General features: G+C 70.7%; 11 protein-coding genes and 1 tRNA gene. 11 read left to right on the forward strand and 1 reads right to left on the reverse strand.

Annotated elements, in window-relative coordinates; translation table 11 throughout:
• Window positions 1–48: 48 nt before the first annotated feature.
• On the reverse strand, window positions 49–384 hold the full coding sequence (locus tag P5G50_RS08820) for an L-rhamnose mutarotase (RefSeq protein WP_301210861.1): 336 nt from the start codon (window positions 382–384) through the stop codon (window positions 49–51).
• 57 nt (window positions 385–441) lie between these two features.
• On the opposite strand from P5G50_RS08820, the gene P5G50_RS08825 reads away from it, so the two are divergent.
• The 11 genes from P5G50_RS08825 to P5G50_RS08875 all read left to right on the forward strand — a co-directional run bounded on the left by P5G50_RS08825 (window position 442) and on the right by P5G50_RS08875 (window position 13,477).
• The gene (locus P5G50_RS08825) at window positions 442–1,080 is read left to right on the forward strand and encodes a GntR family transcriptional regulator (RefSeq protein ID WP_301210859.1); all 639 of its coding nucleotides are present in this window, start codon (window positions 442–444) and stop codon (window positions 1,078–1,080) included.
• Between the two features lie 100 nt (window positions 1,081–1,180).
• Window positions 1,181–2,419: an ABC transporter substrate-binding protein gene (locus P5G50_RS08830; RefSeq protein ID WP_301210858.1), complete on the forward strand. Its 1,239-nt coding sequence runs from the start codon at window positions 1,181–1,183 to the stop codon at window positions 2,417–2,419.
• Between the two features lie 86 nt (window positions 2,420–2,505).
• Window positions 2,506–3,399 (forward strand): carbohydrate ABC transporter permease, encoded by an 894-nt coding sequence (locus P5G50_RS08835; protein ID WP_301210857.1) that lies wholly within the window; start codon window positions 2,506–2,508, stop codon window positions 3,397–3,399.
• Complete coding sequence (locus P5G50_RS08840; protein ID WP_301210855.1) at window positions 3,396–4,220, forward strand: carbohydrate ABC transporter permease; 825 nt, start codon at window positions 3,396–3,398, stop codon at window positions 4,218–4,220. The genes P5G50_RS08835 and P5G50_RS08840 overlap by 4 nt, the downstream gene beginning before the upstream one ends.
• Entirely contained in the window at window positions 4,217–6,172 is a 1,956-nt protein-coding gene (locus tag P5G50_RS08845; RefSeq protein WP_301210854.1) for a DUF8034 domain-containing protein, read from the forward strand. The genes P5G50_RS08840 and P5G50_RS08845 overlap by 4 nt, the downstream gene beginning before the upstream one ends.
• A complete protein-coding gene (locus P5G50_RS08850; protein ID WP_301210853.1) occupies window positions 6,169–6,966 on the forward strand; it encodes an RraA family protein in 798 nt (265 codons plus the stop codon). The genes P5G50_RS08845 and P5G50_RS08850 overlap by 4 nt, the downstream gene beginning before the upstream one ends.
• 17 nt (window positions 6,967–6,983) lie before the next feature.
• On the forward strand, window positions 6,984–7,853 hold the full coding sequence (locus P5G50_RS08855; protein WP_301210852.1) for an amidohydrolase family protein: 870 nt from the start codon (window positions 6,984–6,986) through the stop codon (window positions 7,851–7,853).
• Window positions 7,850–8,788 (forward strand): aldo/keto reductase, encoded by a 939-nt coding sequence (locus P5G50_RS08860; RefSeq protein WP_301210851.1) that lies wholly within the window; start codon window positions 7,850–7,852, stop codon window positions 8,786–8,788. The genes P5G50_RS08855 and P5G50_RS08860 overlap by 4 nt, the downstream gene beginning before the upstream one ends.
• 228 nt (window positions 8,789–9,016) lie before the next feature.
• Entirely contained in the window at window positions 9,017–11,518 is a 2,502-nt protein-coding gene (locus P5G50_RS08865) for a glycosyltransferase family 2 protein (protein ID WP_301210850.1), read from the forward strand.
• Window positions 11,518–13,143 (forward strand): chitinase, encoded by a 1,626-nt coding sequence (locus tag P5G50_RS08870; RefSeq protein WP_301210849.1) that lies wholly within the window; start codon window positions 11,518–11,520, stop codon window positions 13,141–13,143. The genes P5G50_RS08865 and P5G50_RS08870 overlap by 1 nt, the downstream gene beginning before the upstream one ends.
• A gap of 260 nt (window positions 13,144–13,403) precedes the next feature.
• Window positions 13,404–13,477: transfer RNA gene (locus tag P5G50_RS08875), tRNA-Pro, on the forward strand.
• The last annotated feature ends 56 nt before the right edge of the window (window positions 13,478–13,533 follow it).

Below are 13,533 nucleotides of genomic sequence, written 5' to 3' on the forward strand. Positions count from 1 at the left end.
CCAATCATCTATCGATAATCGATGAATAGCAGGCGCGCGAGCGCGCCGTCAATGCCCGGCGACCTCTTCCGACAACTCCCAGACGAGGGGGAGGGGGCGGGAGGCGTCCGGCGCATCGTTCACGAGCGTGCCGATGAGCGCATCCCACTCCGGGTCGATCGGCCCGAGCGCCGCCATGCGCCGCAGCATCTCGGCGCGGCCGTCGGTCGTCTCGATGGCGTGGAACAGCGTCTCCCCGTCGACCCAGATCCGCCACGACACCAACCCGCTCGCCCGGAGCGCCGCCGCGACCGGCTCCGGGATGCGGGCGTGCACCCGGCGGTACCGCTCCGCCTGCCCGGGCCGCAGCCGCGTCCGGTATCCATCGATGTGCGTCCGTGTCATCCACCGTCTCCTATCGATCATCGCTAGCGTGGGTACGTTAGCCCAGAAGGAGTGCACATGAGTGAAGCCGGCATCAGCCGCGGACTGCTGTCCGACCAGGTCTACGACCTCATCCTGACCTCGATCCTCGACGGGTCGCGGGCCCCCGGCTCCCGCGTGGTCGAGTCGGAGATCGCGCGGCAGCTCGAGATCAGCCAGGCGCCGGTGCGGGAGGCCGTGAAGCGGCTGGTGCACGCCGGGCTCGTCGTCTCCATCCCGCGGCACGGCAGCTACGTCACGGAGATCTCCGAGAGCGAGTTCGCGATCGCGCGCGAGGTGCGCTCGTCGCTGGAGGCGTCGGGGGCCCGGCTGGCGGTGGAGGCGCTGGACGAGACCGCGATCGCGCACCTCCGCTCGCTCGTGGACCAGATGGCGACGGCCATCGCGGCGGACGACTGGGCGGGCTTCCGCGCGCTCGACGTGCAGTTCCACCGCTACGTGATCCGGCTCTCCGGGGTCTCCGTGCTCGCCCGCCTGTGGGACACGCTCGAGCCGCTCCTGATCAGCCAGCGCGCGATCGGCGACCCCTCGTTCCTCGGCGATCGGAGCCGGGTCGTGGAGTGGCACGCCGAGTTGGTGGACGCGCTGGACGGCGGCGATGCCGAGGCCGCGTCGGCCGCCTTCGCCGCCCACGCCGCGGGCGATCTCGCGGAGTGAATGCCCCGATTTGGCGACGCGAGTGTTCAAGCGCTACTGTCGCACTCGCTACCTTGCAATCGCCTATCGATAGGCGATTGTCCTGACTCGAGGAGGATTCATGCGACACAGCAAGCGTGCCCTGGCCATCGCGGTGGCCGGAGCAGCGGTGGCGGCACTCGGCCTCGCCGGGTGCTCCGCCGACGGCGGCTCCGGCAAGACGGAGCTGCGCATCCTGGCCAACATCACACCCGTGCTCACCAAGCAGTACTACGAGAAGCTCGTCCAGCCCTGGACCGAGAAGAACCCCGACGTCACCGTGACGATCGAGGTGCCGAGCGCCGAGAACGTGCAGTCGACCCTGCAGCAGGAGCTCGCCTCCGGCGATGTGCCCGACATCGTCGCGAGCAACCTCGACCCGGTCGTCGCCACCCAGCTCCTGGCGTTCCCGGATGAGAAGTGGGTGACCGACACCCCGCTCGCCGAGGAGAACAAGGCGGACGGGAAGATCTGGCAGGTCGCGACCGGTGCCCAGATCCAGTCGCTCGTGTTCTACAACAAGGACGCCTTCGCGAAGGCCGGCATCACGGAGGCGCCGGCGACCATCGAGGAGTTCACCGCCGACCTCGGCAAGCTGAAGGCGGCGGGCTACACCCCGCTCGACACCGCGGGGGAGTGGGTCACCGGCGCGCAGTTCGCGATGCTGGCGAACCCGGCGCTCCTCGGCGGCGACGACTTCTACGCGGCACGCAACGACGGCAAGGCGACCTTCGCCGACAGCGCGTACAAGAGCTGGCTGGAGACGTACTCCGGCTGGGTCGCCGACGGCCTGGTCGCGAAGGACGCGCTCGGCCTGAAGTACCAGGACTCCATCGACGCCTTCACCTCGGGCAAGGCCGCGACCTACGTCATGGGCAACTGGATCGTGCCTTCCATCGACGAGGCGAAGCCCGCCTTCGGCGTCGGCGTCTTCCCCGTCCCGACCGAGGGCGGCGAGACCGGCTACCAGATGAGCGGTCCTGCGCAGCCGTACTCGGTGCTCAAGGCGTCCAAGCACCAGAAGGAGGCGCTCGACCTGGTGAAGTACCTGGTCACCGATCCCGACGCCGTCTCCGCCTCGCTGAAGTCCGAGGGCAACTTCCGTCAGGGCTTCAGCTACGACGGAAGCGAGCTCAACCAGGCCGTCGGCGCGATCCTGGACGACGCCAAGGGTTTGGTCATCGGCACCTCCGGTCCTCAGGTCCCTGGCGGCTTCGGAGACGAGGTCGGCAAGCAGGTGCAGGCCCTCTACGTCGGCACCAGCGCCTCCGACGCCGCCAAGGCGCTCGACACGTGGTGGGACGCGAACCAGAAGAAGTGATCCACCCCGGCCGGCGGGGAGGGGCTCCCCGCCGGCCGGAATCCCCGCACCAGCACCATCCCCGACCGTAGGAGCCACAGAACCGAATGAGACGTCATCGCCGGGCCGCCAGAGCCGCCTTCGCGGTGGACGCGGTCATGATCACGCCGGCCCTCGCCCTGGTGGCGCTGTTCGTGCTGATCCCCATCGCCATCGCCGTGTACCTCAGCCTGACCGACTGGGACGGGTTCACCATCCCGCCGTCCTGGGTCGGCGTGACGAACTACGAGCGCCTCTTCACCGACGGCGAGTTCCTCCGGGCCTCCGGTCTCACCGTGGCGATCACGGTCGTGGGGACGCTGGTCTGCAACGCGCTCGGACTCGGCCTCGCGGTCCTGCTCAACAAGAGCACCCGGCTGAACGCCCTCATGCGCATCCTCGTCTTCTCACCGTACGTGATCGGCCCGGTCATCCTCGGCTTCCTGTGGGCGTCGATCCTCGGGACCAACGGCGCGGTGAACGGCCTGCTGCGCTCGGCCGGGGCCGACGGCCTGCCCTTCCTCGCCGACCCGACCTGGGCCGTGGTGACGATGGTGCTCGTCATCGTGTGGGCGAGCTTCGGCGTCAACGTGGTGCTGTACCTCGCGGGTCTGCAGACCATCGACGCCTCGCTGCTGGAGGCGGCGACCATCGACGGGGCGACCCCCTGGCAGACCTTCTGGCGGGTGAAGCTGCCGGTGCTCGCGCCCACCGTGACGCTCAACATCGTGCTGGCCGCCATCGGCCTGCTGCGCGTCTACGAGCTGGTGCTCGCCCTCACGAACGGCGGGCCGGCGGGGGCGACCCAGACGGTCGTCTTCACCATCCTGACCACCTCCTTCAACCGCTCACAGCTCGGCTACGGCGCCGCGCAGTCCGTCGTGCTCATGATCGTGATCATCATCGTGACGGTGGCGATCACACAGCTGCGCCGGCGCAGCGAGGAGGCGGTGTCCGCATGACCCGCGTCCTCCGCGGCCTCGGCCTCATCGTCCTCGCGGCGGTGATGGTGCTGCCCCTCTACCTGCTCGTCACGAACGCCTTCAAGTCGCAGCACGACATCGTCTCGTCGCCCTTCGGCTGGCCGGCCGACGGCTTCACGTTCGACAACATCGTGGCGGCGGCCACCTCCACCGACTTCAACGTGCTCAGCGCGTACGTCACGACCGGGCTGCTCGTGGTCGTGGTCAACGTGCTGTCCATCCTGGTGACGGGCCCGGCGGCCTACGCGATCGGCCGCGGCACCCGGCGGGGCCACCGGGTGGTGCTCCTCGTGCTGCTGGCCGGGCTGTTCATCCCGAGCCAGGCCATCGTCATCCCGGTGATCTACGTGCTGAAGACGATCGGGCTGATGGGCACCGTGCCCGGCCTCGTGCTCTTCCAGACAGCGCTCACGGTGCCGACCACGCTCTTCCTGTTCGTCGCCTACGTGCAGAGCATCCCGCGAGAGCTCGACGAGGCGGCGCGCATCGACGGCGCGAGCCGGATCGGCACCTTCTGGCGCGTCATCTTCCCGCTGATGACGCCCGCGGTCGCCACCGCGGTGGTGCTCAACTCGGTGGGCGTGTGGTCGGACTTCGTGAACCCGCGGGTCGTGCTCGGCCCCGGCTCCGGCCTGTACACGGTCACCACCGGCGTGTTCGCCGCGGTCAGCAAGTACTCGACGGACTTCACCGTCGTCTACTCCAACATGCTGCTCGCCGTCATCCCCGTGATCGTGTTCTACGTGCTGCTGCAGAAGCGCATCATCGGCGGCCTGACCTCCGGGGCGGTGAAGGGATGACGCCCTCGCTCGTCGTCGTCGAGGCGACCACCCCGGTGCGTTCGCTCCCCGCGTGGGCGCTCCTCGAGCGCCGCCTCTTCGCGCTGCAGGAGGAGGCCTGGCGCCTGTTCGAGCGACGCTTCTGCGAGCCGGACGGCAGCCTCCGCTACCACGGCCGCATGTACGGCCGCGACGGCGTCGACGACTTCTACGAGCCGTTCTTCAACTGGCCGACGCTGTACCGGCTCGGCGGATCCGACGCGTTGCTTGCAGCGGCCAAGCGGCACTGGGAGGGCGTGACGGCCCAGCAGACCGCATTCGGCTTCGTGCGCGACGAGTACGAGCTGGGCTACGACTGGTTCCACCAGGCGGAGTCGCTCGGGCTTTTCCTCGCGATCTGTGCCGCGGACCCCGACGACGAGCGCTTCCGCGAGCGCGCCGAGCGCTTCGCCGGCCTCTACCTGCCCGGCTCGCCGCTCGGCAACTACGACGCCGAGCGCCGCATGATCGTCGCCCCGCACACCGGCTCGGGCGGTCCGCGCTGGGGCGTGGGGGAGGACTGGGAGGAGTACCGGGCCGACCAGGACGGCATGGCGATCTACGGCCTCCCGCTGCACGACCTCCCCGGCATCGAGAGCTGGGACGACCTCCGCCGTCCCGAGGCCGCGCGCGCGATGGGCGCCGCCATGCAGGAGCGGATGGGCCGCGGGGACACCGCGATCGACCTCGCGGCGACCACCCTGGCCGCGAACGCCTGGCTGTACGGCCACGACGAGCGGTTCTCGCGCTGGCTGCTCGACTACGTCGACGCCTGGCGCGAGCGGGCGGCGCAGAACGACGGCATCCTTCCCGACAACGTCGGTCCGTCCGGTCGCGTCGGTGAGCTCCACGGCGGCGCCTGGTACGGCGGCCACTACGGCTGGACCTGGCCGCACGGGCTGCACTCGATCGAGCCGGCCGCGGCCGTGGCGGCGCTGAACGCCACCCTGGTGACCGGCACGCTCGACCGGCTCGACCTGGCCCGGGGTCCGCTCGACGCGGTGCTGGCCGAGGCCGTCGTGCTCGACGACATCGAGCACCGCGGCAGCCTGGGGCCGGGCTGGGCGCGCAAGCTCGGTGCGACGCCGGAGACGCGCGAGCTGCTGGTGCCGTACCGGTACGGACCCGACGGCTGGTTCGACCTCCACCCGCTCGCGCTCACCTATCCCATGTGGCTGGCGTGGGCCTCCGGCAGCGCGGAGGACCGCGCCCGGCTGGACCGGCTGCGCGAGGCGTCGCCGACCGACTGGACCGAGGTGCGCTGGTTCCGCGACAAGGAGGAGCAGGGGCACGAAGGTCCGTGGCTCGCCTATCTCGACGGCGACGCGCCCGACTATCCCGCGCGCGCGCTGGAGATGGCGATCGGTCAGGTGCTGCACCGGATGGCGCTGATCGAGCAGGCGCCCGACGAGCCGGAGGACGGCGACATCCACTTCTGGCAGCGGCTCAACCCGGTGGCGACCGAGATCCTCAGCCAGCTCATCACCGGCGCGCCGCCCGCCATCTACTACGGCGGCCTCGCCTTCGCGCGGGTCGTGCTCGGCGACGGCGAGCGTGGGCGCCCCGGCCTTCCCGACGACGTCGCGGCGCTGGTCAGCGCCATCACGCCTGAGAGCGTCACGCTCGAACTGGTCAACACCGGCTCCGCCGACCGCCTCGTGGTCGTGCAGGCCGGCGCGTTCGGTGAGGACCGTGTCGAGGAGGTGCGGTTCGACCGCGCGCTCGACGGCTATCCCGGGAGCGACACCGCCTACGACATCCCCGCCGTGCGCACCACGAGCGAGACCGCGGCGATCGGCGCGCCGTCGTTCGCCGTCCGCCTCCCCGCGCGAACCAGGATCACCCTCGACCTGCGGGTCGGGCGCCGCGCCGAGCGCGCCAGCCACACCCGCTTCCGGTCGGCCATCACCCCATCACAGAGGAGCCCCGAATGACCACGACGACCGATACCGCCCGCGACGTCTCCGAGGTGTGGCCGCTGCCGGTCCGCGGAGCGCCGTTCGAGCGCGCCGACGCCGACATCGTCCGGCGGATGGAGGCGGTGAGCGCGGCCACCGCGTGCGCGAAGCTCAACGGCATGGGCATCACCCGCACCGCCGTGCAGGGTCCCACCGCGCTCGAGCGCGGCAGCCGCGTCGTCGGCTCGGCCCTGACGCTGCAGTTCATGCCGCAGCGCGAGGACGTCGCCAGCGGGCTCGGCCAGGAGTACGTCGAGCGCGACACCGCGCTCTGGGCCGTGCTCGAGACGGTGCAGGAGGGCGATGTGCTCGTCGTCCAGGCGTGGGGGAGCAGCTTCACCGGTTGCTTCGGCGACATGCTGGTGCGCTACTTCAAGCGGCGCGGCGGCGCCGGCATCGTCGTCGATGGCCGCATCCGCGACGCCGCCCGTGTGCGCGAGCTGGGCGTGCCGATCTGGTGCACCGGAACGACGCCGCACTACGCGTCGCAGACCGACCTGTTCCCGTGGGCGTACGACGTCCCTGTGGCGGCGGGAGGCGTGCTGTGCCTGCCCGGCGACGTTGTCGTCGCCGACGACGACGGCGCGGTGATCGTGCCCGCCGGCCGCGCCCTCGACCTCGTGCAGGACGCCGAGGATCACGAGAACTGGGAGGAGTTCAGCCGGATGCGCCTCGAGCAGGGCGCCCGGCTCTCCGACTACTACCCGCTCGCGCCGGAGAGCCGTGCCGAATACGAGCGCTGGCGCGACGCGGGCCGCAAGCCCTTCTGACCGATGCCGTACGAGCGATGATCGTCGACGCCCACACCCACGTCTGGGGACCGGACGCGCTGGAGCTGGACTGGCTCGCCGATCCGACCGCCGGGCCGCTGCGGCGCCCGTACCCGGTCGGGGAGTTGCTGGCGGAGGAGGCCGCGTGCGGCGTCGACGCCGTGGTTCTCGTGACCGCGGTCGAGTCTGTCGCCGGCACGGCGGCCCTGCTCGCGGAGGTGGAGCGGGACGACGCCTCCCGTGCTGCGCCCGGCGCCCCCCGCGCTGCGCCTCGCATCGGTGCCGTCGTCGGCTGGGTCGATCTGACGGCGCCCGGCGTCGGAGGACGCCTCGACGCCCTCCGCGCGGGGCCGGGCGGTCGCCTGCTGCGCGGTGTGCGGCTCGTTCAGGAGCAGGTGGAGCCGGGGCGGCGGTCCACGGATGCGCTGCTGCGGGCCTGTGACGCGCTGGCCGAACGCGGGCTCGTCCTCGAGGTGCTGGTCGCCCCCGGGCGGCTCGCCGACCTCGCCGAGCTGGTCGACGCGCGCCCGGAGCTGCCGGTCGTGCTGGATCATCTCGGGGGTCCGTCCCCGGACGCCGGGGAGGCCTGGCGCCTCGACCTCTTCGGTCTCGCGCACGCTCCGCGCGTCTTCTTGAAGCTGTCCGGCCTCGACCTCCGAACGCCGTTCGGAGCGGACTGCGCCGCATTCGCCCTCGACCTGTTCGGCCCGCGCCGGGTCATGGCGGGGAGCGACTGGCCCGTGCTCCGGCTGCGCTCCACGCTCGAGGCGGTGTGGAGCGACCTCGCCGTCGCGGCCGCCGGGCTGACGTCCGCGGAGCGCGACGCCGTCCTCGGCGGGACCGCGGCCGAGGTGTACGGGATCGATCACCAGGGAGGGACCCCATGACCACACGGCTCGCGCGGCGCGGCCTCCATCCCGGCGACCTCGGACTCGGCACCGCTCAGCTCGGCGACCTCTTCCACCGGCTCACGGACGCCGAGGCAACCGCGATCGTCGACACCGCGTGGGAGGCCGGCATCCGGTACTTCGACACGGCGCCCCACTACGGGCTGGGCCTGGCGGAGGCGCGGCTCGGCACTGCCCTGCGGCAGCGGGAGCGCGACGACTACGTGCTGAGCACGAAGGTCGGCCGGCTGATCGTCGACGACGGCGCCGGAGAGCGCACCCGCGTGTTCGACTTCTCCGCCTCCGGCGTGGCCCGCTCGCTCGACGCGTCGCGCGAGCGGCTGGGCGTCGACCGGATCGACATCGCGCTCATCCACGACCCGGAGGGGCATGCCGAGCAGGCCGTCTCCGCCGCGTATCCGGCGCTCGCCGCCCTGCGGGATCGTGGCGAGATCGGGGCGGTCGGCGTCGGGACGAAGGACGTCGCCACCCTGCTCCGGGTGGTCGAGCGCACCGACGTCGACGCGGTCATGGTCGCCGGGAGGCTCACCCTCCTCGACCATTCGGCCGCCGACGAGCTCGTGCCGCTGTGCGCCGAGCGCGGTGTGGCCATCCTCAACGCCGGCGTGTTCAACAGCGGGATCCTCGCGGGCGACGCCCCGGCCTCGACCTCCCACTTCGACTACGGCGAACCGTCGTCGCGCGTGCTCGCAGCGGCTCGTCGTGCCGCGGCGGCGGCCCGCGACCAGGGCGCGGGGCTGCCCGTCGCGGCTCTGCAGTACGCGAGGTCGTTCCCCGGCGTCGCCTCGGTCGTCGTGGGGGCGGACAGCGCGGCCCAGCTGGCGACGACCGCCGGATGGATGCGCGCGGCGATGGGGGAGCGGCTCGACCTGCGCGCCGTGCTCGACGCGGTCGGCGCGGATGCGATGATGTGACAGGCGGTACGCGCCGCCATTTCGTGGACATCCACAAGATTACGTATATTACATACGTCTTACGATGTTCACCATGCGTACATCGCCTTGTGGTCCTGAGTGCCCCTGCGTGACCATAACGCGGGGTTTTGTACCCCATTCTGTCCTCACTATTGTGGACAAGCGAGGGCTACCCCGACGCGCAACCCGAATGCGCGGGCTCTCGTCTCGAAGGACGCATACCCGATCATGAGTTCTACAAGTTCATACACGCCTGCCCGAAAGCGCCAGCTCGGCTCCGAGAAGCGCACCGACCCCCTGCCGACGGTCCACCCGAAGCCGTCCGACAGCAAGATCACCTGGAGCCGCGTCGCCATCGTGCTGACGATCCTGTTCTGGGCGATCTACGTCGTCACGACGATCATCCGCCAGTTCATCGACAGCGGATCGCAGAACTTCCGCTTCACCATGGAGGCGATCGGCTACACGGTCGTCGTCACCTTCCTCACCTTCTCCGCCCTGATGTACCTCGTGGCCCGGCAGGGAGCGCTCCAGCGCTTCCAGAAACACGTCCGCGTGCCGCGCGCCGAGCTCGACCGGCACTTCGCCCAGACCCAGCCCTCGATCACCGTGCTCGTGCCCTCCTACGCGGAGGAGCCGGAGGTCGTCCGCATGACGCTGCTGTCGGCCGCGCTGCAGGAGTTCCCCTCCAAGCGGGTCGTGCTGCTGCTCGACGACAACCCGAACCCGACCGACCCTGCTGTCGCCGAGCGCCTCCAGGCCACCCGCGACCTGGCGACCAGCATCGAGGACCAGCTCTCGGAGCCGCGCTTCCGCTTCACCGACGCGCTGATGCGCTTCGAGCTCGGCGACGACCGCGCGCTCGCCGAGCCGGAGGCCGCGCGCGAGCTCGCCGGCCACTACCGCTGGGCCGCGCAGTGGCTGTACGACCAGGCCGACGCGCACACCATCGAGGACCACGTCGACGTGTTCTTCGCCGACCAGGTGCTCCGCGCCCTCGGCGACGACCTCGCCCTGACCGGGGAGGCGGTGGATGCCGCGCTCGACGAGGGCGCCCTGCTCACCTCCGAGCGCGTCGCGCAGCTGTACCGCCGGCTGGCGTGGACCTTCGACGCCGACCTCGAGGTGTTCGAGCGCAAGAAGTGGGCCTCCCTCTCGCACGAGGCGAACAAGGCCATGAACCTCAACGCCTACATAGGCCTGATGGGCGGCACGTACCGCGTCGAGGAGACGCCGGAGGGCCCGATCCTCAGCGCGGTCCCCGTCGGCAGCCGCCGGCCCGGCGACATCGAGATCCCTGACAGCGACTTCCTGCTCACGCTCGATGCCGACTCGATCCTGCTGCGCGAGTACTGCCTCCGGCTGACCTTCTTCCTGCAGCAGCCCGACAACGCACGGGTCGCAGTGACGCAGACGCCGTACTCGTCGTTCCGCGGCGCCGGCACCCGCATCGAGCGCCTCGCCGGTGCGACGACGGACATCCAGCACATCCTCCACCAGGGCAAGAGCTACTACGGCGCCACGTTCTGGGTCGGCGCGAACGCGGTCATCCGCAAGCGCGCGCTCGACGACATCGTCGAGACCGAGTTCGTCGGCGGCTTCGAGGTGCGCCGGTACATCCAGGACCGCACCGTGATCGAGGACACCGAGTCGAGCATCGACCTCGGCACCCACGGCTGGACGCTCGTCAACTACCCGGAGCGCCTGAGCTACTCCGCGACCCCGCCCGACTTCGGCTCGCTGATCGTGCAGCGCCGGCGCTGGGCCAACGGCGGCCTGCTGATCCTCCCGAAGCTCTGGCGTCAGGTGAAGGAGCGCCGCCGCCGCGGCGAGAACGTCTCGCGCGTCGAGCTGCTGCTGCGCATCAACTACATGGCCTCGATCTGCTGGGCCAGCTTCGGCCTGGTGTTCCTGCTGGCGTACCCGTACGACGGCCGCCTGCTGAGCCCGATGGTGCTGCTGGCTGCTCTGCCGTACTTCATCAGCCAGGCCGCCGACCTGCGCTACTGCGGGTACAAGGCGATGGACATCTTCACGATCTACGGCTTCAACCTCATCCTGCTGCCCGTGAACCTCGCCGGGGTGCTCAAGTCGATCCAGCAGTCGCTGACCGGCAAGAAGATCCCGTTCGCCCGCACGCCCAAGGTGAAGAACCGCACCGCCTCGCCGCTGCTGTACGTCGTCGCGCCGCTCGCGATCGTCGCGTTCTCGCTGTTCACGCTGTGGCGCGACGTCACCGCGCAGAACTGGGGCAACGCCGCGTTCGCCGCCTTCAACGCGGTCTGGGCGATCTGGGCGATCTGCGCCTACATCGGCGTCGGCAACACCATCGTCGACATCTGGCTCGGCATGACCAAGCCGCTGTACGTCGACAAGAGCAAGCGCGCCTCCACGCCGGAGCCCGCCGCCGTGACGGCGTCGATCGACTGGCGCTCGGTGCTGTACCACGGACACGCCGGGGGCGAGCTGTCGCACCAGGAGCGCGCGGCCGTCGCCGTGCCGGTCGAGGTCGAGGAGCAGCTCGCTGCGGCAGCCGCCTCCGGCGCCGCCGAGATCGCCGCTGCCATCGCCGCAGAGCCGGCCGCTGCTGTCGCCGCTGCCGCTCCGGCTGTGGAGGTCGCTGAGGCGAACGAGACAGAGTCGGCCGACGCTGAGTCGATCCACGCGGAGTCGGTCGAGGCCGGTTCCATCAGCGCGGGTTCCATCAGCGCCGAGAAGCAGGCCGCCTGATGGCGCGCAAGAAGGGTGTGGAGGCCGCGGTCGCGTCTGCTCCGGCCGCTTCCGCGACCGAGCGCGCCCAGGCGCCTGAGGCGGACTCCGGCCGCCGGCTGTCGCCGTGGCGAGTGATCGGCGCCGGCCTGGTCGCCGTGATCGTCGTCACCGGCGGCGTCGTCGGGTTCCAGTGGTGGAGCGCCAAGGCGGCGGTCGACCAGAAGCCGTGGTTCGCCTCCTACGTGGACGTCACCGCGACTCCGCGGTTCGCGTTCGAGAACCTCGGCACGACCACCACGAAGGACGCCGTCCTGTCGTTCGTCGTCTCCTCGAAGGACGAGGCGTGCGAGCCCTCGTGGGGCGCCGCGTACTCGCTGGACGAGGCGCGCGGCTCCCTCGACCTGGATCGCCGCATCGCGCGCCTCCAGCAGCAGGGCGGCACGGTCGCCGTGTCGTTCGGCGGCCTCAACAACGACGAGCTCGCCGTGAACTGCGACGACCCGTCGAAGCTGAAGGCCGCGTACGCCTCCGTCGTCGACCGCTACAAGATCGGCACGATCGACCTCGACCTCGAGGGCGAGGGCCTGCAGGACGCCGACGCGAACGCCCGCCGGGCCACCGCGATCGCCGCGTTGCAGAAGGAGCGCCGCGCAGACGGCAAGAGCCTCGCCGTCTGGCTGACCCTCCCCGTCGCGCCGTCCGGCATGACCTCCGCCGGCACCGACGCGATCACGGCGATGCTCGACGCCAAGGTCGACATCGCGGGCGTCAACGTCATGACCATGGACTTCGGCTCCTCCAAGGAGGCGAAGAAGTCGATGGCGCAGAACGCGGAGGCCGCCGTCACGGCCGCCCAGCGCCAGCTCGGCATCCTGTACGACCGCGCGAAGCTGCACCAGAGCGACCCGAGCCTGTGGGCGAAGGTCGGTGCGACCCCGATGATCGGTCAGAACGACGTCGAGGACGAGGTCTTCACCTTCGCCGACGCCGCCGCCTTCAACAAGTGGGCCGTCTCGACCGGCATCGGCCGCATGTCGATGTGGTCGGCGAACCGCGACAAGACCTGCGGCTCGAACTACGTGGACACCTCTGTGGTCTCCGACGCCTGCAGCGGTGTCAGCCAGGGCAAGAAGACGTTCGCCGCCACGCTGGCGAAGGGCTTCGACGGCCACATCTCGCTGGGCGAGGCGGCCGTCACCACCGCCGAGCCGGTCGCGACCGCGGCCGCCGACGACCCCGCGACCTCCCCGTACCCGATCTGGAAGACCAGCTCCTCCTACCTCAAGGGCACGAAGATCGTCTGGCACCGCAACGTCTACCAGGCGAAGTGGTGGACGAAGGGCGACATGCCCGACGATCCGGTGCTGAACTCGTGGGAGACCCCGTGGGAGCTGGTGGGCCCGGTGTTGCCGGGGGAGACCCCGATCCCGCAGCCGACCCTCCCCGCCGGCACGTACCCGAACTGGAGCGGCACTGCCGCCTACGACAAGGGTCAGCGGGTGCTGTTCGACGGCACACCGTACGAGGCGAAGTGGTGGACCCAGGGCGACAGCCCGGAGGCTGCCAGCGCCGACCCCGACTCCTCGCCCTGGTCCCCGCTGACCCAGGACGAGCTGGACAAGCTCGCGGGCGGGTCGTCCTGACCCTGCCCGCGTGAAGACCCGGCGGCGGGATGCTGACCCCCCTCGCATCCCGTCGTCGACTGAACCAGGACCACCCCGCTGCGGGGCGGAGGGTCCGGGCGCCACCGTGTGCGAGACGGCTTCGTCGGGAAGCCGGTCACGGCAGGGCGCCGGTCGGCGGGGGTGCTGCGTGCCACGGGTAGTGCACGGAGCACCCCTGCCGACACGCTAGGATGGGGGAGTTGCCTTGCTTGGTGCTCAACGCCTGGGCGGGGCAGCAACGGGCTGTGGCGCAGTTTGGTAGCGCACTTGACTGGGGGTCAAGGGGTCGCAGGTTCAAATCCTGTCAGCCCGACGCAGTGAAAAGAGCCGGTGGGCATGTGGTCGCTTCGCGACCTCCATGCCCACCGG

Source organism: Leifsonia williamsii, from assembly GCF_030433685.1.
GTDB classification, from domain to species: Bacteria; Actinomycetota; Actinomycetes; order Actinomycetales; family Microbacteriaceae; genus Leifsonia; species Leifsonia williamsii.